This window comes from Gandjariella thermophila (genome assembly GCF_005405885.1).
Taxonomy (GTDB): domain Bacteria; phylum Actinomycetota; class Actinomycetes; order Mycobacteriales; family Pseudonocardiaceae; genus Gandjariella; species Gandjariella thermophila.
This window is the reverse complement of the sequence record NZ_BJFL01000004.1, coordinates 300,376-321,675: the sequence shown is the minus strand read 5'-3', so window position 1 is coordinate 321,675 and position 21,300 is coordinate 300,376. Positions and strand designations below refer to the sequence as shown.

17 protein-coding genes are annotated in these 21,300 nt (G+C 72.6%); 6 read left to right on the top strand and 11 right to left on the bottom strand.

Translation table 11 applies throughout. From position 1 onward, the window contains the following. Nucleotides 1–122: 122 nt before the first annotated feature. The 4 genes from hydA to FFT21_RS07215 form a co-directional block, all read right to left on the bottom strand. Nucleotides 123–1,526 (bottom strand): dihydropyrimidinase, encoded by a 1,404-nt coding sequence (gene hydA / locus FFT21_RS07230; protein WP_137812972.1) that lies wholly within the window; start codon nucleotides 1,524–1,526, stop codon nucleotides 123–125. 21 nt (nucleotides 1,527–1,547) lie between these two features. Next, the gene (locus FFT21_RS07225; RefSeq protein ID WP_137812971.1) at nucleotides 1,548–2,390 is read right to left on the bottom strand and encodes a nitrilase-related carbon-nitrogen hydrolase; all 843 of its coding nucleotides are present in this window, start codon (nucleotides 2,388–2,390) and stop codon (nucleotides 1,548–1,550) included. A 100-nt stretch (nucleotides 2,391–2,490) separates the two neighbouring features. Further along, the gene (locus FFT21_RS07220; RefSeq protein WP_137812970.1) at nucleotides 2,491–4,059 is read right to left on the bottom strand and encodes an NCS1 family nucleobase:cation symporter-1; all 1,569 of its coding nucleotides are present in this window, start codon (nucleotides 4,057–4,059) and stop codon (nucleotides 2,491–2,493) included. Nucleotides 4,060–4,320: 261 nt separating this feature from the next. Then, nucleotides 4,321–5,931 (bottom strand): PucR family transcriptional regulator, encoded by a 1,611-nt coding sequence (locus FFT21_RS07215; RefSeq protein WP_137812969.1) that lies wholly within the window; start codon nucleotides 5,929–5,931, stop codon nucleotides 4,321–4,323. 176 nt (nucleotides 5,932–6,107) lie between these two features. Between FFT21_RS07215 and FFT21_RS07210 the strand changes: the two genes are divergently transcribed. Continuing rightward, complete coding sequence (locus FFT21_RS07210) at nucleotides 6,108–7,412, top strand: aspartate aminotransferase family protein (protein ID WP_137812968.1); 1,305 nt, start codon at nucleotides 6,108–6,110, stop codon at nucleotides 7,410–7,412. Then, on the top strand, nucleotides 7,409–8,908 hold the full coding sequence (locus FFT21_RS07205) for a CoA-acylating methylmalonate-semialdehyde dehydrogenase (RefSeq protein ID WP_137812967.1): 1,500 nt from the start codon (nucleotides 7,409–7,411) through the stop codon (nucleotides 8,906–8,908). Before FFT21_RS07210 ends, FFT21_RS07205 begins: the two co-directional genes overlap by 4 nt. A 26-nt stretch (nucleotides 8,909–8,934) precedes the next feature. Here FFT21_RS07205 and FFT21_RS07200 read toward each other — a convergent pair whose 3' ends face one another. From FFT21_RS07200 to FFT21_RS07180, 5 genes are all read right to left on the bottom strand, one after another. Beyond that, complete coding sequence (locus FFT21_RS07200) at nucleotides 8,935–10,296, bottom strand: hypothetical protein (RefSeq protein ID WP_137812966.1); 1,362 nt, start codon at nucleotides 10,294–10,296, stop codon at nucleotides 8,935–8,937. A 113-nt stretch (nucleotides 10,297–10,409) separates the two neighbouring features. Then, nucleotides 10,410–10,610, bottom strand: a complete 201-nt coding sequence (locus tag FFT21_RS07195; RefSeq protein WP_137812965.1) for a hypothetical protein — start codon at nucleotides 10,608–10,610, stop codon at nucleotides 10,410–10,412. Nucleotides 10,611–10,703: 93 nt separating this feature from the next. Continuing rightward, nucleotides 10,704–10,925, bottom strand: coding sequence for a hypothetical protein (locus tag FFT21_RS07190; protein ID WP_137812964.1), 222 nt, complete (start codon nucleotides 10,923–10,925; stop codon nucleotides 10,704–10,706). 378 nt (nucleotides 10,926–11,303) lie between these two features. After that, on the bottom strand, nucleotides 11,304–11,756 hold the full coding sequence (locus FFT21_RS07185) for a nucleoside deaminase (RefSeq protein WP_137813001.1): 453 nt from the start codon (nucleotides 11,754–11,756) through the stop codon (nucleotides 11,304–11,306). A gap of 59 nt (nucleotides 11,757–11,815) precedes the next feature. Beyond that, the gene (locus FFT21_RS07180; RefSeq protein ID WP_137812963.1) at nucleotides 11,816–12,163 is read right to left on the bottom strand and encodes a histidine triad nucleotide-binding protein; all 348 of its coding nucleotides are present in this window, start codon (nucleotides 12,161–12,163) and stop codon (nucleotides 11,816–11,818) included. A 107-nt stretch (nucleotides 12,164–12,270) separates the two neighbouring features. Here FFT21_RS07180 and FFT21_RS07175 point away from each other — a divergent pair, with 107 nt between their 5' ends. Continuing rightward, complete coding sequence (locus FFT21_RS07175) at nucleotides 12,271–12,567, top strand: hypothetical protein (protein WP_137812962.1); 297 nt, start codon at nucleotides 12,271–12,273, stop codon at nucleotides 12,565–12,567. Nucleotides 12,568–12,570: 3 nt separating this feature from the next. On the opposite strand, the gene FFT21_RS29100 is transcribed toward FFT21_RS07175, so the two are convergent. Beyond that, nucleotides 12,571–13,089, bottom strand: coding sequence for an SAM-dependent methyltransferase (locus tag FFT21_RS29100; RefSeq protein WP_192909416.1), 519 nt, complete (start codon nucleotides 13,087–13,089; stop codon nucleotides 12,571–12,573). Nucleotides 13,090–13,340: 251 nt separating this feature from the next. Here FFT21_RS29100 and FFT21_RS07165 point away from each other — a divergent pair, with 251 nt between their 5' ends. Beyond that, nucleotides 13,341–13,829, top strand: a complete 489-nt coding sequence (locus tag FFT21_RS07165) for a MarR family winged helix-turn-helix transcriptional regulator (RefSeq protein ID WP_137812960.1) — start codon at nucleotides 13,341–13,343, stop codon at nucleotides 13,827–13,829. A 13-nt stretch (nucleotides 13,830–13,842) separates the two neighbouring features. On the opposite strand, the gene FFT21_RS07160 is transcribed toward FFT21_RS07165, so the two are convergent. After that, nucleotides 13,843–15,207: an FAD-binding oxidoreductase gene (locus FFT21_RS07160; protein WP_137812959.1), complete on the bottom strand. Its 1,365-nt coding sequence runs from the start codon at nucleotides 15,205–15,207 to the stop codon at nucleotides 13,843–13,845. A gap of 434 nt (nucleotides 15,208–15,641) precedes the next feature. Here FFT21_RS07160 and FFT21_RS07155 point away from each other — a divergent pair, with 434 nt between their 5' ends. Both FFT21_RS07155 and FFT21_RS07150 read left to right on the top strand, forming a co-directional pair. Beyond that, a complete protein-coding gene (locus FFT21_RS07155) occupies nucleotides 15,642–18,539 on the top strand; it encodes a helix-turn-helix transcriptional regulator (RefSeq protein ID WP_225978162.1) in 2,898 nt (965 codons plus the stop codon). Nucleotides 18,540–18,572: 33 nt separating this feature from the next. Next, on the top strand, nucleotides 18,573–21,296 hold the full coding sequence (locus FFT21_RS07150) for a LuxR C-terminal-related transcriptional regulator (RefSeq protein ID WP_137812958.1): 2,724 nt from the start codon (nucleotides 18,573–18,575) through the stop codon (nucleotides 21,294–21,296). The last annotated feature ends 4 nt before the right edge of the window (nucleotides 21,297–21,300 follow it).

Sequence of the window (21,300 nt, the reverse complement as noted above, 5' to 3'; positions counted from 1 at the left end):
AACGTCCTGTGGGCCATGCTGCGCGACGGCGCCCTCTACCAGTCCGTTCCCCCTACCGCGGCAGCCTGAGCCACTCACGGTGCCTCATCCCCATGACTTGACAACTTCATTGGGAATCCCCCTTAGCTGAGGTACTGGCAGAGTTCGCGCTCCAGGAACCGGCCGTGCCCGGCGCCGCCGTGGAAGGCGCCCGCGTCGACGACGACCCGCCCGCGGGACAGCACGGTCTCCACCCGGCCGGTGATCTCCATGCCCTCGTAGGCGGAGTAGTCCACGTTCATGTGGTGGGTGGCGGCGGACAGCGTCTGCCGCGCGGTCGGGTCGTACACCACGATGTCGGCGTCCGACCCGGGCGCGATGGTGCCCTTGCGCGGGTACAGCCCGAACATCCGCGCCGGCGTGGTCGAGGCGACCTCCACCCACCGGGCCAGGGACAGCTCGCCGGCCACCACGCCCTGGTGCAGCAGGTCCATCCGGTGCTCCACGCCGGGCATCCCGTTCGGGATCTTGGCGAAGTCACCGCGGCCCAGCTCCTTCTGCTCGTTGAAGCAGAACGGGCAATGGTCGGTAGACACCACGGACAGGTCGTTGGTGCGCAGCCCCCGCCACAGCGACGGCTGATGCTCCCTGGGCCGCAGCGGCGGCGAGGCCACGTACTTGGCGCCCTCGAAGTCCGGCCTGGCGAGGTCCTCAATGGACAGGTACAGGTACTGCGGGCAGGTCTCGGCGAACACGTTCTGGCCGGCATCCCTGGCCTCGGTCACCGCGTCCAGCGCCTGCGCGGCGGAGAGGTGCACGATGTACAGCGGCGAGCCGGTGACCTTCGCCAGGGCGATCGCCCGGCTGGTCGCCTCGCCTTCCAACTCCGGCGGCCGGGTCAGGCCGTGCTGCACCGGGTCGGTGCGGCCCGCGGCGAGCGCCTGCGCGACCAACTGGTCGATCGCGATGCCGTTCTCCGCGTGCATCATCACCAGGCCGCCGGTGGCCGCGGCCTTCTGCATGGCCAGCAGGATCTCGCCGTCGGTCGCGTAGAACACGCCCGGGTAGGCCATGAACATCTTGAAGCTGTTCACGCCGGCGTCGACGCAGGTCTCCATCTCCTTCAACGTGGTGTCGTTGACATCGGAGACGATCATGTGGAAGCCGTAGTCGATGGCGCAGTTGCCATCCGCCTTGGCGTGCCATTTGTCCAGAGTGGACAGCAGTGAGGTGCCCTTGGCCTGGACGGCGAAGTCGATGATGGTGGTGGTGCCGCCCCAGGCGGCCGCGGTGGTGCCGGTTTCGAAGGTGTCGGCGGAAAAGGTGCCGCCGAACGGCATCTCCATGTGCGTGTGCGCGTCGATCCCGCCGGGCAGCACGTACCTGCCGGCGGCGTCGATCACCCGGTCCGCGGTGGGCGACCAGGCGTCGGCGAGGCCGCTGTCCCTGGCGGCGAGCGCGGCGATCCGCTCACCGTCCACCAGCACGTCGGCCTCGGACGCGCCGGTCGCGGTGACCACCGTGCCGTTGCGGATGAGGATGCGCATGCCGTGCCTCCTAACGGATGGTCAGGGCCGGGTGAGGACGTCGTAGGTGTCCGGCCGGCGGTCCCGGTAGAACGCCCACAGGTCGCGCACCTCGGCCAGCGCGCCCATGTCCAGGTCGCGCACCACGACCTCGTCGTCGGTGTCCGACGCCGCCTCGCCGACCAGTTGGCCGCGCGGGTCGACGAAATAGGACTGGCCGTAGAAGTCGTTGTCGCCCAACGGCTCCACGCCGACCCGGTTGATCGCGCCGACGAAGTACTCGTTGGCCACCGCCGCCGCCGGCTGCTCCAGCCGCCACAGGTAGGCGGACAGGCCGCGGCTGGTGGCGGACGGGTTGAACACGATTCGCGCGCCGGCCAGGCCCAGCGCCCGCCAGCCCTCCGGGAAGTGCCGCTCGTAGCAGATGTAGACGCCGATCCGGCCGACCGCGGTGTCGAACACCGGATAGCCGAGGTTGCCGGGACGGAAGTAGAACTTCTCCCAGAACCCCTTCACCTGCGGGATGTGGTTCTTGCGGTGCTTGCCGAGGTAGGTGCCGTCCGCGTCGATCACCGCGGCGGTGTTGTAGTAGACGCCCGGCTGCTCCTCCTCGTACATCGGGACGACCAGCACCACCCCGTGCTGCCTGGCCACCTCGCACATGAGCTGCGTGGTCGGACCGTCCGGGATCTGCTCGGTGTAGGAGTAGTAGTCCGCGTCCTGGACCTGGCAGAAGTACGGGCCGTAGAACAGCTCCTGCAGGCACACCACCTGGGCGCCCTGCGAGGCCGCGGTGGCGATGTGCGCGACCGCGTTGCGGATCATCGACTCCTTCTCGCCGGTCCACTTCTGCTGGACCAGGCCGGCCCTGATGATCTCTGCCACGAGACGTCCTCCTTCAGTGCTCTTTCGCGATCGCGGGGGATTCGCCCCGGCGCGTTCCTCGGCTCGTCACCACAGGTCCACCCACTTCCGGAACAGACTGTCAGTCCTCGGGTACCGGGGTGGCGGATGCGGTGGCCGTGCGCACCGGAGTGCCGACGCGCTGGGACAGCGGCAGGGAAAGGACGAGGAAGACGACGAACCCGGCGACCAGCCCGGCCGCCCAGCCGTAGTCGTAGAGCGGCTTGAACACCGGGATCAGGCCGGCCGCGGGGAACGGGCCCTCGCCGGGCGCGGAGTACGCGCCGCCGACGGCCAGCACGCCGCCCACCACGGTGGCCACCACGGCCCGCCAGTTCCACCCGCCGGTGAACCAGTAGGCGCCCTCGTCGCGGTACAGGTCGGCCAGCCGCAACTCGGTGCGATGCACCACCCAGTACCCGGCGATCAGCACCCCGGCGATCGAGCCGAACACGCCGCCGTAGAAGCCCAGCCAGGTGTAGATGTAGACGTGCGGGTCGGACACCAGCCGCCACGGCTGGATGAGCACGCCGATCACGCCGGTGATCAGCGCGCCGGTGCGCCGGCTGATCAGCCGGGGCGCGGCGTTGGAGAAGTCGTAGGACGGGCTGACCACGTTGGCCGCGACGTTCACCGACACGGTCGCCACCATCACCGTGACCAGGCCGAGGATCACCGCGGCCGGGTTGTCGAACTTCGCGGCGAGCTGGATCGGGTCCCAGATGGCCTGGCCGTAGATCACCGCCGACCCGGAGGTGATCACGATGGACAGGATGGCGAAGAACGACATCGTGGTGGGCAGCCCGAGCACCTGGCCCCAGGCCTGCTGGCGCTGGCTGCCGCCGAACCGGGTGAAGTCGGGCATGTTCAGCGACAGCGTCGACCAGAACCCGATCATGCCCATCAGCGACGGCGCGAACACCGCCCAGAACTTCCCGCCCCAGCCGAGCTGCGTGGGCTGGTGCAGGATCGGCCCGAGCCCGCCGGCCCTGGCCACCACCCAGGCCAGCAGCACCACGGCGACCACGATGACGAACGGCGCCGCCCAGTTCTCCAGCCAGCGCACCGTCTCCATGCCCCGCCAGATGATCACGATCTGGATCACCCAGAAGATCGCGAACGCCAGCCACACCGTCCACGGCTGGCCGAACACGGTCGGCGCGTTGGTCCACCACGAGCCGAACAGCTTGCCGGCGATCACGTAGATCGCCTCGCCACCGACCCAGGTCTGGATGCCGAACCAGCCGCACGCGATGAACGCCCGCAGCAGCGCCGGCAGGTTCGCCCCACGAACCCCGTAGAACGCGCGGACGAACACCGGGTACGGGATGCCGTACTTGGTGCCGGCGTGGCTGTTGAACAGCATCGGGATCAGCACCAGCAGGTTGGCCAGCGCGATGGTGAGCAGCGCCTGCGCCCAGTTCATGCCCAGCGCGATCAGCCCGGAGGCGAGCAGGTAGCTGGGAATGTTGTGCGCCATGCCGATCCACAGCGCCGCGTAGTTGTAGGTCGTCCAGGTGCGCCGCTGGACGGGCACCGGAGCCAGCTCGTCGTTGCAGAAGCGGCTGTCGCGGATGGCGGTGTCGTCGCGGAGCTCGACGCGTCCGTCCGGCTGGGTGATCTGCGCCGTCGAAGGGTGCGGAAGTGTCATGGGAGGCTCGCAGTCGGAAGACGTGGCACCGGTGGTGGCAAGCCCTGTCCGTGGGCTTCGTTACCCGGCTCACGGTGGCCCGCGAGCCGTACGCCAGCCACCCCGACAACGCGGTGAGCTGACCAGACGTCGCAATCCGTTGCGGGGAATCGTGGTGCGCCTCCGGGTGGCAGAGTAGTGGCAAAGTGTGCGGCCTTGCGGCCCCATGCGCACAGCTTGTCCAGGCACCCGTTACGGCCACATGACGGTCGGGAAACCGGGTCAGCGCACCTCTGCTCGCACCGCCTCGCGCGCCAGCAGGGCCACGTGGAGCGACAGCATCGACTCCGGGTCGTCCAGGGAGACGCCGAGCAACTGCTCGATCCGGGTCAGGTACTGGTAGTACGCGGTGCGGGAGAGGTGCGCCGCGGCGGCCGCGGCCGACTTGTTGCCGCCGTGGCGGCAGTAGCCGCGCAGCAGGTCCAGCAGCCGGCCGTCACTGGCGAGCAGCGGGCCCAGCTCCCGCTCCACGAACGCGGTCACCCGCTCGTCGTCGCGCAGCAGGTGCAGCAGGCCACGCAGCCGGACGTCCTCGAGGCAGTAGTAGTCCCGGTCGCCGGAGGCGCGCAGCGCGGCCGCCGACACGTGCGCCGCCTCGGCCAGGCTGCGCCGGGCGTCGGCCAGCGAACCCGCCGGCGTGCCCACCGCCAGCAGCACCGGCACCGGCCGGGCCAGCCCGGACGCCGCGCGGTGCACCTCGCGCGCCAGCCGGTGCAGCGTGCCGTCCGGCTCGTCCGCCGGCAGCGCGAGCAGTGCCCGCACCCCGGTCTCGTCGACCACGCCGACCAGGGCGGGCACCGCGGCGCCCCGGGCCGCGCGGGCGGTGGCCTCGGCGAGATCGCGCAGCACCTCCTGGGTGTCCAGGGCCGCGGCGGGCGTGGTGACCCGGGGCCGCACCGTGGCGCCGACCAGCCGGCGGCCGGCCAGCGGCACGCCGAGCGCGGCGGCACGGGCGATCAGGTCGTCCGACGGCTGTCCCGCGCCGAGCAGTTCGGCGAGCAGCGTGCGATGTGCCTGGCGTTCCACGCTCTCCCGGTCCCTGGCGATCAGCCGGTGCAGGGCCAGTGCGGACGCGGCGCGCTCGGCGACCACGACGTGCCGGTGCAGCGGCTCGGTGGGGGAGAGCAGCACCAGCCGGCCCCAGTCGTCGCCCCGCGCGCCCACGCTGGTCATCAGCCAGCCGATCGACGCGTCGTAGCGGGTGCGACCGGCGAACGGGACCCGCCGTGACCGCGCCTCCCAGTCGGCCAGCAGCTCGGCCGGGTCCTCGCTGGCGGCGTCGTAGGCGAGCACGTGGTGGGCGAGGTTCTCCAGCACCACCGGCAGGCCCGAGCTACGCGCCACCTCGCGCAGGATCTCCGCCGGTTCCGCGCCGGAGACGGTCAGCGCGGTGAACGTCTCGTGGATCTGCTCGGCGGCCTGCAGCTCGGCGATCTGCGCCTGGACGATCACCCCGGCGACGGCCTCGGTGACGGACACGAAGCGGGTCTCCCGGGACAGCGTGACCAGCGGTAGCCCGGTCCGCTCCGCGGCTGCCGCCAGCGCCGGCGGCAGCCGGTCCTGCCAGCGCCGGACCATCTCCACCACCACGCCCGCGGCGCCCACCCTGGCCAGGTCGTCGATGTAGCGGGTGAGCCCGACCGCGTCCTCCGGCAGCGCGATGCCCGTGGTCAACACCAGCTCGCCGCCGCGGAGCAGGTGTGCGATCTCCGCCACTTCCGCCGCGTGCACCCAGCGCACCCGCCGGGACAGGCCGGCCGATCCGGCCACCACGGCCGGGCGCCCCCGCTGTACCACGGGCATCGCGAGCACGTCGGAAACGGTCGGGTACATGCGGCTCCCTCGGTGCGTGTTCCCCAGCGCGGAGGCCCGCCCGGGCACGCGGCTGAACACACCGTAAGCCAGAACGCGCGATTTCGATACACCCTGCACGTGGAGCCCTGCCGAGGCCGCCGGCCACACTCGGAGACAGCCCCGCCGGACGGGGATCAGCGAGGCGAGGAGCGGGCATGGCGCACGCCGATCTGCTGGCCCGGCATCGGGCGGTGATGCCGCGGTGGCTGGCGTTGTTCTACGACGAGCCCATCGAGATCACCAGCGGCCACGGGCGGCGCGTCACCGACGGTGCGGGCCGCACCTACCTGGACTTCTTCGGCGGCATCCTGACCAACGCGGTGGGCTACGACATCCCGGAGATCTCCGACGCGGTACGCGCCCAGGTCGACACCGGGATCTTCCACACGTCGACGCTGTACCTGATCCGCCAGCAGGTGGAGCTTGCCGAGCGGATCGCCGAACTGTCCGGCATTCCGGACGCCAAGGTGTTCTTCACCTGTTCCGGCACCGAGGCGAACGAGGCGGCGCTGCTGCTGGCCACCCAGTACCGGCGGTCCAACCAGGTGCTCGCGCTGCGCAACTCCTACCACGGCCGCGCCTTCGCCACCATGGGCGTCACCGGCAACCGTGGCTGGTCGGCATCCAGCCTCACCCCGGTCAACGTCAGCTACGTGCACGGCGGCTACCGGTACCGCAGCCCGTTCCGCGACTACTCGGACGCCGACTACATCCGTGCCTGCGTGGCCGACCTGCGGGACGTGATCACCACGACCACCGCGGGCGACGTGGCGTGCCTGATCGCCGAGCCGATCCAGGGCGTCGGCGGGTTCGCCGTTCCGCCGGACGGCCTGTTCGGCGCGATGAAGGAGGTGCTGGACTCCTACGGCATCCTGCTCGTCGCCGACGAGGTGCAGACCGGCTGGGGCCGCACCGGGGAACACTTCTGGGGTATGCAGGCGCACGACGTGGTACCCGACGTGATGACGTTCGCCAAGGGGCTGGGCAACGGGCTGGCCATCGGCGGCGTGGTGGCCCGCGCGGACATCATGGACTGCCTGACCGCGAACTCGATCTCCACGTTCGGCGGCAACCCGGTGTCCACCGCGGGCGCCCGCGCCACGCTGGAGTACATCCTCGACCACGACCTGCAGGCCAACGCCGCCAAGCTGGGCGCCAAGCTGCTGGCCGGGCTGCGCGCCGCGCAGCAGCGTCACGACGTGGTCGGCGACGTGCGCGGCAAGGGCCTGATGATCGGCGTCGAACTCGTCCGGCCGGGCGGCACCGACCCGGATCCGCGCGCGGCGAGCCTGCTGCTGGAGGAGACCAGGTCACGCGGCCTGCTGGTCGGCAAGGGCGGCCTGCACGGCAACGTGATCCGGCTGGCGCCGCCCATGACGCTCACCGAGGAGGAGGCGGACGAGGGCCTGGAGGTACTCACCGCGTCCATCGCGGCCGTGCAGGCGGAGGTGTCCCGATGACCCGCCGGCGGATTACGCACTGGATCGGCGGCAAGCCGTGGGACGGCGTCGCCGAGCGGACCGGCGACGTGTTCGACCCGGCGACCGGCGAGGTCGCCGGCCGGGTGGACTTCGCGTCGGCGTCCGAAGTGGACGATGCGGTGGCCGCCGCGAAGCGGGCGTTTCCGGCCTGGCGGGACGCCTCGCACGCGCGGCGCGGCCGGGTGCTGTTCGCGTTCCGGGAACTGCTCAACGCGCGGGCGTCCGAGGTGGCCGAGGTGATCACGGCCGAGCACGGCAAGGTGCTCTCCGATGCGGCCGGCGAGGTGCAGCGCGGGCTGGAGGTCGTGGAGTTCGCCTGCGGCGTGCCCGCACTGGTCAAGGGCGGGTTCACCGAGAACGCGTCGACGAGGGTCGACGTGTACTCGATCGAGCAGCCGCTCGGCGTGGTCGGGGTGATCTCCCCGTTCAACTTCCCCGCCATGGTGCCGCTGTGGTTCGCGCCGATCGCCATCGCCTGCGGCAACACGGTGGTGCTCAAGCCCAGCGAGAAGGACCCGTCGGCGGCGAACCTGCTCGCCGAGTTGTGGGCCGAGGCCGGGCTGCCGGACGGCGTGTTCAACGTGGTCCACGGCGACAAGGTCGCGGTGGACCGGGTGCTGGAGCATCCGGACGTGCGCGCGGTGTCCTTCGTCGGCTCCACCCCGATCGCGCGGTACGTCTACGAGACGGGCACCCGGCACGGCAAGCGGGTGCAGGCGCTCGGTGGGGCGAAGAACCACATGGTGGTGCTGCCGGACGCCGATCTCGACCTGGCCGCGGACGCCGCCGTGTCCGCCGGCTTCGGCTCGGCAGGGGAGCGCTGCATGGCGATCTCCGTGGTGGTCGCGGTGGACCCGGTCGGCGACGACCTGGTCGAGCGGATCCGCCGGCGCATGCCCGACGTTCGCGTGGGCGACGGCCGGCGGGCCGGCTGCGAGATGGGACCGCTGGTCACGGGTGCGCACCGGGACCGCGTGGTGTCGTATCTGGATGCCGGGGTGCGGGCGGGCGCGTCGCTGGTGGTGGACGGCCGCGAGCATCCGGTGGACGGCGACGCCGGTGGCTTCTGGCTCGGCCCGACCCTGTTCGACCACGTGACGCCGGAGATGCCGGTCTACACCGACGAGATCTTCGGTCCCGTGCTGTCCGTGGTGCGGGTGTCCAGCTACGACGAGGCGCTGAGGCTGGTCAACGCCAACCCGTACGGCAACGGCACGGCGATCTTCACCAACGACGGTGGGGCGGCGCGCCGCTACCAGAACGAGGTCGAGGTGGGCATGGTCGGCGTCAACGTGCCGATCCCGGTCCCGGTGGCCTACTACTCGTTCGGCGGATGGAAGGCCTCCCTGTTCGGTGACGCGCACGCGTACGGGCCGGACGGGGTGCGGTTCTTCACCCGCACGAAGGCGGTCACCAGCCGCTGGCTGGACCCCTCGCACGGCGGCGTCAACCTCGGTTTCCCGCAGAACTCCTGACCGGGTGGCGAGGGAGCGCCGAGGCGTCAGGCCACGGTGACGCCGGCGGTGGCGCCGATCTTCGTCCGGCGGCGGTCGACCAGCCGGACCAGCGCGCGGTACAGGCGCCTGAGTGTCCGAACCGCGATGGTCGCCATGCCGATCCAGGGCAGCCAGAGCAGGAGTGTCGAGAATCCGGCCAGTACCGCGCCGAGGATCTGATGGTGCTGGTATGCGTGCACGGCCGCCGTCCAGTGCCGTATCGAACCGTGCCAGACGCTCGAGGTGTAGGCCGGCAGGCGGATCAGCATCAGGATCAGGCTGCCCATCAGGAAGGGAACGACCGTCACGACCCACGCGGTGACCATCCAACGCACTCGTGGGCGCAGGTTGATACTTACCGGATGGGAGTCTCGGCGCAGTTTCCGCGGTAGCAGGCTGCGGAGGATCGGTCGCACCTGGCCGAACAGGTTGGGCACGCCCACCAGGTCGCCCATGATGTAGTAGCCGTCCAGTCGTAGCGACGGCGACAGTTGTTGGAGGATCAGGAAGTTCCCGACCATGGCCGCCGCCAGCAACGGCGGGTAGCCCACGGCGAGGTAGCAGCAGCCCAGCGCGACGACGAAGACGGCGTTGAAGTACACCCCGCCGAGGTCGGTCCGTAGCCGGCCGCCGCGGTTCAGGCGGTAGGCGTCGGTCACGTTGGTGTAGAAGCACGGGAACGCGAGGTAGAGTCCGACGCCGATGGCTCCCGGCCGCGCGCCACCGTAGTGGCATCCCGAGGCGTGCCCGAACTCGTGGAAGACGATCGTCGCGAGCATGAGCAGGATGAAGGCCAGCGTCTGTCCGGGCTCGGCCACGGTTTCCCGCATGGCGGCGTCGGCGTGCCCGGTCCCGAACATCCAGCCGTCCATGGCGACGAACGCGGCGATGAATGCGGCCACGACGGGTGGCAGGTGCAACGGCGCGAACAGCCGCGCGATCCGCTGGACGGCTCGGGTCGGCAGCAGCACGCCCCGCAGGGTCAGTGCCAGCAGCGGGTCGGCACGGGGCGGTGTGGTCGGGGGCTGGCGAAGGAGCACGAGGCCCAGCGGTTCCAGTTTCTCCTCGATGAGATAGCGGACCCCGTCCGCGTCCAGCGGCTGGTCGTATGCCGTACTGAGCCGCTGGGCGATTGTCGCGATGTCACGATGGCCGTCCACCTGGGTGAGGAGCAGGTAGAGCAGGGGACTGAGGAGCACGGCCTGCTGGTCAGCGCGGTAGACGAGGTAGCGGCCTTCCTGGTAGCCGGAACCCTGGTACTCGCCCAGCGCTTCCACTCCCTCCGCGACCCGGGGCACGAGGGCGCCCGGAGACTCCGGGGCGGCGGTCACCGCCGCGGTCGCCGTGAACGGGGAGCCCGTCTGCATGCTTCTCTCCTCGGTCGTTTCCGCCCGTGTCGCATCGGGTGACGTGGGACGGATCTCGTGGGAAGCAGTGGAAACAACGGAAACAGACTGCTTCCCACGAGATCCGCGACTGTTCACAGTTCCGGATCACCGTGCTGGCTGAGCACGTTGTGCTCGTTGATCGTTCCACCGAACAGCACGAATGCGACGTTGAACTGTGGCCCGATCTGAATGATCGGGGCGATAGTGACATTGACCAGACCGGCACCGAGTGCCTCGCGTGTGGGCAGCAGTTCGATGTGCTCCCGCTCCAGACGCGTGCGGTACTTGACCATTGAGCGGAATCCTTTCGCGAACCGAACGGTGGCCGCCCGTTGACGGTAACCACCGCCCACGGGCGGCCACCGGCACTGCGGTAATGGCAAGTATCAGAACTTGATGTTGCTGTTCGCGGTCTGGCTCGCGATGTTCAGCTGGGTGTTGTGGACGGTGGAGTCGTCGGCGTCAATGTGGGCGTCGTTGTCCTGGTCGATGTCCTGGTCGATGTCGGGCCGGAAGTCGAAGTCGTCGATGTCGACCTTGGAGAGCGCGACGCGGCTCGGCAGCAGCTCCGTCTCCTGGGCCGCCAGGTTGATGATGGTGTTTTCCATTGGGAACTCCCTGTTGTTGTGGGATCTTCGCCGGCCCGGTTTGTCGGACCGCGGCTGGAATACGACCAGCGGTCCCATCACGCGTTCGTCACGGTGCGAGTACGGCCGCATACGTCAATCGGTTGGCCAGCACGTCGCGAACGGGGGAACGATGCGGAACAGGCCAGGTAGGAAGGCCTTTTCCGTGACCAATGCCCCAGGGTGGATTCGCCTGGACAGGTGCCACGGCGGGTGACCTCGACGTCACTCGGCTCGGGCCGCCCACGGGCACGGGACGTTTCCCGGTGGGTGGGCAGGGAACGCGGAAATCAACGCGGACTCCACCCGCCATTTTCCCGTCCCGGCGAGAAGCCAGGTGGCCGCGGCAATCGCCGCGGACTACTCACCTCGACGAGTGCCGGTCCCGTCCACGCCGATGTCCTCGAACCACAACTCGGGACATTTCTCGATGAACGCGCGCATCATCGCGATGCAGTCGGGGTCGTCGAGGATCGTGATGTCGACGCCGTGCTCGGCCAGCCAGTCGTGGCCGCCGGAGAACGTGGTGGCCTCGCCGATCACGACATGGCCGATACCGAACTGCCGTACCAGGCCGCTGCAGTACCAGCACGGCGACAGCGTGGTCACCATGACGGTGTCGCGGTAGTGCGGCCGCCGACCGGCGTTGCGGAAGGCCGAGGTCTCCGCGTGCATGGCAGGATCGCCGTCCTGCACCCGGCGGTTGCGCCCTCGACCGAGCAGTGCACCGTCCACAGTGAACAGGGCGGCCCCGATCGGGACACCGCCCTCGGACCTGCCGAGCATCGCCTCCTCGCGGGCCACCGCGAGCATCGCGCCGGAATCGAAGGCTGGCACCCGGTTACTGTAATCTCGGCGGTCGCGCCGGTGGCTCAGCCCGGCGGCCACGTCATGGCACGCCCACCGATGACGTGGCAGTGGACGTGGAACACCGTCTGGGTGGCGTCGGCGCCGGTGTTGAAGACCAACCGGTACCCGGACGCGTCCACCCCGCTGATCTTGGCGGCCTCACCGGCGGTGGCGAGCACCTCGCCGGCGAGCGCCGGGTCCGCGTTCGCCATCGTGGCGGCGTCCGGGTAGTGCTCCTTGGGAATCACCAGCACGTGCGTGGGGGCCTGCGGGTTGACGTCCTGGAACGCCAGCACGGTGTCGGTCTCGTGCACGACCTTCGCCGGGATGGCACCGGCGACGATCCGGCAGAAGAGGCATTCACTGCTCACTCCGCGCACCCTAACCTCCCTGGGCAAGCCCAAGCGGCCGTACCACCGGCGTGGTGCCCGCCATACTTGGGTTCCTGGCACGGATGTCACGTCGTGCGGAGGCCCCGATGAGAACGCCACGGTTGTTTGCCCGGAAGGCGATCGTCGTCGACCCGTATGCGCTCGGCTGGGCGCTGATCGGCGCCGCGGGCATCGGCTACGAGATCGCCATGGTCGTTGACGGTCACCCGGAGCGAACGCTCTCGGCATATGTCCGGCGCGGTCTGGGGCTCAGCCCGTGGCAGCCCTGGGCGCCCGGCGGCATGGCGGCCCTGAGCATCGGGCTGGTGTGGCTGGGCGTGCACCTCGGCCTCGGCATCCTGCCGAGCAACGGCCGCGCCACGGATCGCGAACCCGTGGCCTGAGCGTCAGGACGCGGCGGCGCCGGGCACCCGGCCGACCCCGACGTGGATCCCGGCGTGCCGCGGGCTGGGCAACTCCGCGTCGCTGCCGTCCGGATGCCACTGCGTGGTCCAGGTGACGCCGGGCGGCACGAGATCGAGGCCGGCCAGCATCGCGGCGAACTCGCCATGCGTCCGCGGCGTCATCGGCGCCGGCGTCCGCGCGAACCACGCGGCGGCGCGGCGCACGTCCTCGCTGCCGTCACTGGCGATGTGCGACAGCGCGAGGTAGCTCCCGGGCACCACGGCGTCCCGGTAGCGGGCCACCACCTCGGCCGGCCGGTCGCCGTCCGGCAGGAAGTGCTGCACCGCCACCATGAGCACCGCCATCGGCCGGCCGAAGTCGAGCAGGCGCCGCGTCTCCGGGTGGCGTACCACCCCGTCCACGTCCCGCAGGTCGCCCTCGATCATCGTGGCGTGCGGGTTGCCGCGCAGCATGTGCCGGGCATGGCTCACCGCGACCGGTTCGTTGTCCACGTAGACCACGCGTCGGAGCGCCGGAGCGGACCCGGGACGGCCAGGAGAGCCCTTTCCTGGCCGGGACGGCCGGGAAAGAGGGGGACCCCTGGCCCGGGGGGTGAGGCCAGGGGTCCTTCGGCGGCCTGGGGGCGCGACCGCCTCACTGGGCAATGTAATTGCTTTGTCAACTAGTCCGCTCGCGGCCGGTCGGGCGATCGTGGTCGATACAGTGCGTGCGACCCGCGCAACCGAATCGAAACGGACGGGACCACTCGACGATGAGTCGCGAGCGGCCGCAGAAACGCCAGTTATCCAGGAGTGTCACCCGCGACACGTACGCGCCGGCCTATCTGAGTCTGATCTCGAACGCGCTGTGCTGGGGCGGTTCCCGGATCTTCCTCCGCGAGTTCGGCGTCGGTACCAACGAATGGCGGGTGATGTCCGCCGTGGTCAACGAACCGGGCAGCACCGCAAGCGTGATCGGTGACGTGGTCGGGCTGAACAAGGCGGTGGTGAGCCGGAGCGTGCGGCTGCTGCGTGACCGGGGGTACCTGTCGATCGAGCCGGACCGCGGCCGGCGCCGGGTCTTCGCCACCCGGGCCGGCGAGCGGTTACACGATCACATGACGGGGATCGCGCTGCGGCGCCAGGAAATCCTGCTCACCGGCTTCTCCGCCGCCGAGCGGGGGCTGCTCTTCGAGTTCCTCCGCCGTATGCACGGCAACCTCCCGGCGCTGGCCGCCTTCGATCCGCATACGGAGCGCTGACCCGCGCCGGCGGTCACCAGCCCCGGTTGGGGTTGAGCAGTTGCCGGGGGTCGAGCGCGGCCTTGATCGCCCGGTGCACGTCCAGTGCGGTGTCGTCGAGCTGGCCGGCCAGCCAGTCCCGCTTGAGGATGCCCACGCCGTGCTCGCCGGTGACCGTGCCGCCGAGGGCGAGCGCCGCCCGGCAGACCGCCTCGGCGGTCTTCAGCGCGTGCTCCCGGGTCGCCGGCTCCAGATCGGGAAGGATGAGGGTCGGGTGCAGGTTGCCGTCGCCGGCATGGCCCACAGTGGCGATGCGCACCCCGGTCGACTCGGCGATGTCGGCCAGCGCGGCGAGCATCTCGGCCAGCCGGGACCGGGGCACCCCGACGTCCTCGATCACCGAGGGCCCCTGCTCGGTGAGCGCCAGGCCGGCTAGCCGGCGGGCCTGCAGCAGACCGTCGGCCTCGGCCGGATCCTGGGTGTCGACGACGAAGTCCGCGCCGGCTTCCTCGCAGCAGCGGATCATCGTCGCCACCTGCCGCGCGGCGTCGTAACCGTCGGCCTGGCCGATCAGCAGCGCGGCGGCGTTCCGGTCGAGGTCCATCCGCCGGTAGTCCTCGATCGCGTTGATCGCCTCGTGCTCCATGAGTTCGAGCATGCTGGGCACCGCGCCGGCGGCGATGATCGCGCTGACCGCGGCACCGGCGGCCGGAGCGCTCGGGAAGGTGGCCACGAAGGTGGCCGGCGGCGCTGGGGGAGCGGGCCGCAGCCGCAGCGTGGCCGCCGTGATGATGCCGAGGGTGCCCTCCGAGCCGACGAACAGCCGGGTGAGGTCCAGGCCGGCCACGTTCTTCACCGCGCGGCCGCCCGTGCGCAGCACCCGGCCGTCGGCCAGCACGACCTCGAGGCCGAGAGTGGCGTCCCGGGTCACGCCGTACTTCACGCAGCGCATGCCGCCGGCGTTGGTGGCCAGGTTGCCGCCGATGGTGGAGATCTCGAAGCTGCCTGGGTCGGGCGGGTAGAACAGCCCGTGCTCGGCGACCGCGCGCCCCAGGTCGGCATTGATCACCCCGGCCTCCACCACGGCGAGGTGGTTCTCGGCGTCGATCTCCCGGATGGCCGTCATCCGCTCCAGACTGACCACCAGGCAGCCGTCCACGGCGTTCGCGCCCCCGGACAGGCCGGTGCCGGCGCCCCGCGGGATCACCGTCACCCCGTGCCGCTGCGCCCATCGCATCGCCGTACACACCTGCTCGGTGTCGGTGACCCGGGCCACGGCCAGGGGGTGACCGGCGGGCACCAGGTCGGCCCGGTCCGCCCGGTAGCCCGCCACCACGTCCGGGTCGGTGACCAGCGTGCCCGGCGGGAGTTCGGCCTCGAGTTCGGCAAGCGGGGACACGGTGACGGCAAACCCCTTCGTCGGGCCGCTCGGCGCGGCGTCCTCCTCGTCCGCTGGCCGGGACCAGCCCGCCCAGGTTAGGTCAGCCCGAACGGACCGGGTAGGAGAACAATGGCCCGCTGTCTGATCCGCCGTGCACGGTCCTCTGTGGACGCCGTGACCCGCGGCCCGGTGGCGGCCCGGGCGATGGCGCGCGGCTTCCTCGCTGACTGCGGCCGGACCCCGCCGCTCGATGTCGCACACAGTGTTAACCCTGGCCAGTACCTAGGCTGAACGGGTTAGCTACTACGACGTTCTGTGCCAAGGCATGTCGCTCTTTCTGACTCAACGTAGCCAAATAGGGTGATCGGTTTGCTACTGTCGTGGGTGACACCCATCACGCGGCGTGAGTCGGCGAGTGGTCGTCGCGGTTCCCACGCTCGAGGAGGACAGCCGTGCTGGACCGCACCGAGGCTGCCGGCGTGTCCAGCACGCTGGTCGGTCGGGCCGACGAACTGGCCCTCCTGGCCGAATGCGCCGGTGCCGCCCGCGACGGCCGGTCCGGGCTGGTTCTGGTGTCCGGCCCGACGGGGATCGGCAAGACGAGCCTGCTGCGCGCGTTCCGCGACGGCGGCGCCTGCCACGGGATGACCGTGCTGCACGCGCCGTGCTGCGAGGTCGTCGCCGCCACCGGATACGGCGCGGTGCGGCGGCTGTTCGCGCCGCTGCGGCTGGCGGAGAACCCGGAGTCGCCGCTGCTGCGCGGGAGTGCCCGGCGCGCGCTGCCGGCGCTCGGCGACCGGCCCGCGCCCGAGGACGCGGGCGCGGCCACGTACCCGGTGTTACACGGGCTGTACTGGTTGGTGGTCAACCTGGTCACCGACCGCCCGCTGGTGCTGATGATCGACGACGTGCACTGGTGCGACGGGCGGTCGCTGCGCTGGGTGGAGTTCCTGCTCCGGCGCGCGGACCGATTACCGCTGCTGGTGGTCCTCGCCCGGCGCGCGGAGCAGGCGCCGGCGGCCCCGGCCGCGCTGCGCGACGTGCTGGCCGATCCACGGCTGGTGGAGCTGCCGTTACCGCCGCTGGGCGAGCCGGAGGTGGCGGAACTGGCCCGGCGCGCGTTCACCGCCCCGGTGGCCGTGCCGTTCGTGCGGCGGGTCGCGGTGGTCTCCGGCGGCAACCCGCTCACCCTCGCCCGGCTGTTGCACGAACTGCGCGACGGCGGCGTGCGGCCGGACGCGCAGGGCGCGCAGCGGGTCGACGAGATCGGCGGCCAGGTCGTCGCCGGGCGGGTGCGCGGCTGGCTGGACCGCCAACCCGACGACGTCACGGCGGTGGCCACCGCGATCGCGGTCGCCGGGCCGGAGCCGCCGGAGTTCCTCGCCGCGCTCGCCGGTGTGTCGCCGGCGGTGCTGCACGACGCGGTGGCCGTGCTGCGGCGGGCCGAACTGGTCGCCCCGCGACACCTCGACCTGGTGCACGACCTGGTCCGGGCGGCGGTGCTGGACCGGTTGGACGCCGCGGCGGTGGGCCGGTGGCGGGTGCGGGCGGCGCTGCTGCTCAGCGACGCGGGCCGCCCTGCCGACGAGGTGGCCAACCAGGTGCTGCTGGTACCCGCGCTGGAGGCGCCATGGATGGTCGCCGTGCTCCGGGACGCCGCGGCGCAGGCGGCCGGCCGGGGCGCTCCGGAGTCCGCGGCCCGCTACCTGTACCGGGTGCTGGAGGCGGAGCCGGACAGCGTCGGGGTGCGGCGTCAGCTGGCTGGGGCGCTGGCCGAGTTCGACCCGGCGGAGGCGCTGCGGCTGCTGGACGAGGCGCTCGCCCGGTGCCCCGACGCGCGCACCCGGACGGCGATCGCCGTGCAGTACGGGGTCACCTGCCTGCCCGTGCAGCGCTCGCCGGACGCGGTGCGGGTGCTCACCGGCGCGCTGGACGACCTGGCGGCCGAACCGGACCCCCACCCGGCCGACCGGGAACTGCGCACCCTCGCCGAGGCCACCCTGATGATCGTGGGCGCGGACGAGAAGAGCACGATCGCCGCGGTGCGGGAGCGGGCCGCCCGGCTGCCCACGCCGCCCGGTGACACACCCGCCCAGCGGCAGATGCTCGCCATGGGCGGCGTGCTGGCCGCGATGGACGGCCGCGACCGGGCGCGGGTGGTCGAGGCGGCCCGCCGCGCCGTGCGCCCGCCGAACACCGACCTCGGTGCCTGGGTGTTGCTGCCCGCCACCCTGGTCCTCCACCTCGCCGACGAGGTGCGGGACGCGCTCGACGTGCTGGACCGCGTGCTGGCCGGCGCCCAGCGGAACGCCGCGGTGTGGACGTACGTGCTCGCGCTGGCCACCCGCTCCCGGGTGCTGCACGGCCTGGGCGCCGTCGCGGATGCGCTCGCCGACGCGCAGACGGCGCTGGAGATCACCGGTGACGAGCGGTGGGGCGCGGGCATGAGCACCCCGCAGATCGCGCTGGCCACGGCGCTTGTGGAGCGGGGCCAGCCGGACCGCGCCGCGCGGGTGCTCGCCCGGATCACCCGGCCCAACCTGGACCGGTTCGTCTGGGAGTACCACTGGTACCTGGTCGCCCACGGCCGGGTGCGGTGGGCACTCGGCGACCGGGAGCGGGCATTGCGCCTCTTCCTCGACTGCGGCCGGTCCCTGCGGGAGTGCGGGCTGGTCAACCCCGCCTACACCCGCTGGTGGGTGCACGCCGCGTGCCTGCTGGCCGAGCTGCGCCGGCCCGCCGAGGCGCGGGAGATCGTCGAGCAGGCCGGCGAACTGGCCGACCGGTGGGGAACCTCCCGGGTGCGCGGCCTGGCCGCGCTGGCCCGCGGCGTCATCAGCCCCGGCCGCGCCGGCGTCGACCACCTCATCGAGGCGGTGGACGAGCTGTCCGGCTCACCGGCCCGGCTCGACCACGCGCAGGCCGAGTACCTGCTCGGGGCGGCCCTGCTCGGCCTCGACGACCACCGAGGGGCACGCGAGCACCTGCGCACGGCGGTGGACGGCGCCCGGCGCTGCGGCGCGCTTCCGCTGGCCGGGGCTGCCCGTTCCGCCCTGGTCGCCGCGGGAGGGCGCATGCGGGAGATCGCCGCGTCCCCGGTCGCCATGCTGACCGGTATGGAGCGCCGGGTCGCCGCGCTGGCCGCGGCGGGGCAGAGCAACCGGACCATCGCGGAGTCGCTGTTCGTCACCGTCCGCACCGTGGAGACGCATCTGACCAGCGTGTACCGCAAGCTCGGCGTGCTGCGCCGCGGCGAGTTGGCCACCGCGCTGGGCGCCGTGCCGCAGGACCGGACCGCCGGCGACGCGCGGCCCCCGGAGTGGGTGCTCGCGTCGCGCGGGCGGCGCTGAGCGGGACGGGCCGGCACCGTGCCGACGGCCAGCATGCGGAACGACCGCCGCCACGCCGAGCCGCCGCTGGTGGAACGGGAACGCGAGCAGACGGTGCTCGCCTCGGTGGTCGCCGAACTCGCCGGGGGACGCTCGGCGATGGTCACCGTCACCGGCCGGCCCGGCCGCGGGCAGGACGCGCTGCTACGGTGGACCGCGGACCTCGGGCACGCCCGGGGACTGCGGGTGCTGCGGGCGCGGGCCACCCCCGCCGAGCGCGACCTGCCGCACGGTGTGGTGGTTCAGTTGCTGACCGCGCTGCTCGGACCCGCCGCCGGCCCGGTGCGCGCGCTGGTCGGCGGCGACCCGGGGCACCACCTCCCGGGCCTGCCCGCCCTGCTGGGTGCGGCGCGGGCGCTGCCGACGCTGGTCGCCGTGGCGGACACGCAGTGGCTCGACGCGGCGTCGCTGCGCTGGCTGCGGGCCCTGGCGCGGCGGTTACCGAGCGCGCCGGTCGCGCTGGTCGCCAGCCGCGATGGCGCCCCGCCGCCGGAACCCGGGTGGCCGGCCGTGGACGCGGTGCCGGCCGGTCCGGTCCTCGCCATGGAGCTGCCGCTGGCCCCGCTGAGCGCGCGCGGCGTGGCCACCGCGGTCGAGTCGATCTGCGGCGTGCCGGGCGACGAGCACTTCGTCGCGGCGGCGGCGGCCACCGCGGGCAGTCCGGCGGTACTCGAGGAGGCCCTCCGCGCGTTCGCCGGGCGGGGATACCCGCCGGTCGCCGAGCGCGTCCCGGAGCTGTGCGCGGCCGCGGCGGCGGTCACCGGCGAGCACGTCACCCGGGTGCTGCGGGGCCTGCCCGGCGAGGCGGTCGCCGTGCTGCGCGCCCTCGCCGTGTGCGGCGACCTGCTCGACTTCCCGCTGGTCTGCTCGCTGGCCGAGCCGCGCCCGCCCGACCAGCGACGCGTGCGGGACACGCTGGAAGCGGCCGGGCTCGCCGTCACCGACGGCGACACGCTCCGGATCTGCGGTCCGGTGGTGCGTTCCCGCGTGCTGGAGGACATGCCCGCCGCCCAGCGGGCCGACCTGCACGGCCGCGCCGCGGAACTCGCGTACCGGGCGGCGCTGCCCGACGACCAGATCGCCGAACTGCTGGTGCGGGCGGAACCGAGCGGCGCGCGGTGGGCGCTTCTCGCGCTGCGCCGTGCTGCCGCCACCGCACGGCGGGAACGGGACCCTCGGCGGGCGGCCGGCTACCTGTCCCGGGCGCTGGCCGAGCCGCTGGCCCCCGCGCACCGGGTGCGGTTGAGCCTGGAACGGGCCGGCATCGAGGCGGTGACCACGCCCGAGGCCAGCGACCGCCGGCTCGGCGAGCTGGCCCGCGCGGCCACCGCCGAACCGGGGCTGCGTGCCCGCGCCGTCGACCTCGGCCTGGCCCGGGGCGACGCCGGCTGGGCGCTGCGCGCGGCCGCGGAGGCGCTGCCCGGTGCGCTGGGCGCGGAACGGGACAGGCTGATCGCCCTGTTCTGGTTGGCCGAGCAGACCCGGCAGGACGACACCGAGCTGATGGTGCCCGCGGTCCCCGGGCTGCCGGACCGCCCCGGGACCCCGGCGCAGGCAGGAGTCCGCGCCTGGCAACTCGCGCTGCGCGGCGAGCACCCGGACGCCGCCCGGGAGCTGGCCCGCCGTGCGCTGGTCGGCTCGGACCCGTTGGTGCTGCCCCGGTTGGCGGCCTGCTGGACGCTGTGCCTGACCGAGGACTGGGCGGAGGCCGGCGACCGGCTCGACGCGCTGCTCGCCGCGGTGCGGCCGGAGCACGCGCCCGCGGCCGCCGCCCGGGTGCTCACCACCCGCGCCGAGCTGAACCTGCGGCGTGGCCGGCTCGCCGCCGTCTCCGGTGACCTGGCCGCCGCCGAGCGGGCGCTGCCCCGGTCCGGCTGGCACCCCCACGCCGTGCCGCACCTGATCGCCGTGCGGGTCGCCGCCGCGCTGGAAAGCGGCCGCTTCGACGAGGCCCGCGCGCTCGCCGACGCACCGGCACCCAGCGGCGTGGCGGAGAGCGTGCTGTGGTCCTGCGTCCTGTTCACCAAAGCGTGGCTGGCCGCGCTGAAGGGGCGGTGGGCGGATGCCGCCGCATGGAGCCGGGAATGCGGTCGGCGGCTGCTGCGCCGGCAGTGGACCAATCCGGCGCTGCTGCCCTGGCGCTCGCTGACCGCCAGGGCCAGCGGGGCGCTCGGCGACCACGCCGAGGCGGTGCGGCTCGCCCGCGAGGAGGTCGCGCTGGCCCGCCGGTGGGGCACGCCGGGCACCCTCGACTGGGCCGAGCACTGCCTGGCGCTGCTGGACGGCGATCGGCCGGCGAGCCGCACCCCGCGGGCGGCGCCGGCCGGGCTGGCCGCTGCCTGGGCGTTGACCGAACGCGCCGCCGCCGAGCTTGCCGCCGGCCACCGGGACGCCGCCGAACCGCTGCTCACCGAGGCGTCCGCGATCCCCGCCCGGTACCCGTCCGGCCTGCTCGCCCGGCGGGTGCGCGAGGTCGCCGCGCGGATGACCGGCCCGGCCGGCGGTGATCCACCGGGCCCGGCGTGGACGGCGCTGTCGGAGCCGGAACGCCGGGTGGCGACGCTGGCCGCCCGCGGCCACGCCAACCGGGACATCGCCGAGCGACTCGCGGTGAGCACGCGCACCGTGCAGCACCGGCTGTCCTCGGCCTACCGGAAGTTGGGCATCGGCGGCCGCGCGGAACTCGGCGAGCTGGTCCGAGCCATGGAGGGGACCTAGACAC

Bases quoted from the DNA above. Each gene is read 5' to 3' on its own strand.
- FFT21_RS07150 (WP_137812958.1), top strand. From the start codon at position 18,573: ATGCGGAACGACCGCCGCCACGCCGAGCCGCCGCTGGTGGAACGGGAA.
- FFT21_RS07220 (WP_137812970.1), bottom strand. From the start codon at position 4,059: ATGACACTTCCGCACCCTTCGACGGCGCAGATCACCCAGCCGGACGGA.
- FFT21_RS07210 (WP_137812968.1), top strand. From the start codon at position 6,108: ATGGCGCACGCCGATCTGCTGGCCCGGCATCGGGCGGTGATGCCGCGG.
- FFT21_RS07205 (WP_137812967.1), top strand. From the start codon at position 7,409: ATGACCCGCCGGCGGATTACGCACTGGATCGGCGGCAAGCCGTGGGAC.
- FFT21_RS07215 (WP_137812969.1), bottom strand. From the start codon at position 5,931: ATGTACCCGACCGTTTCCGACGTGCTCGCGATGCCCGTGGTACAGCGG.
- FFT21_RS07195 (WP_137812965.1), bottom strand. From the start codon at position 10,610: ATGGTCAAGTACCGCACGCGTCTGGAGCGGGAGCACATCGAACTGCTG.
- FFT21_RS07185 (WP_137813001.1), bottom strand. From the start codon at position 11,756: ATGCTCGCGGTGGCCCGCGAGGAGGCGATGCTCGGCAGGTCCGAGGGC.
- FFT21_RS07165 (WP_137812960.1), top strand. From the start codon at position 13,341: ATGAGTCGCGAGCGGCCGCAGAAACGCCAGTTATCCAGGAGTGTCACC.
- FFT21_RS07200 (WP_137812966.1), bottom strand. From the start codon at position 10,296: ATGCAGACGGGCTCCCCGTTCACGGCGACCGCGGCGGTGACCGCCGCC.
- FFT21_RS07175 (WP_137812962.1), top strand. From the start codon at position 12,271: ATGAGAACGCCACGGTTGTTTGCCCGGAAGGCGATCGTCGTCGACCCG.
- FFT21_RS07190 (WP_137812964.1), bottom strand. From the start codon at position 10,925: ATGGAAAACACCATCATCAACCTGGCGGCCCAGGAGACGGAGCTGCTG.
- hydA (WP_137812972.1), bottom strand. From the start codon at position 1,526: ATGCGCATCCTCATCCGCAACGGCACGGTGGTCACCGCGACCGGCGCG.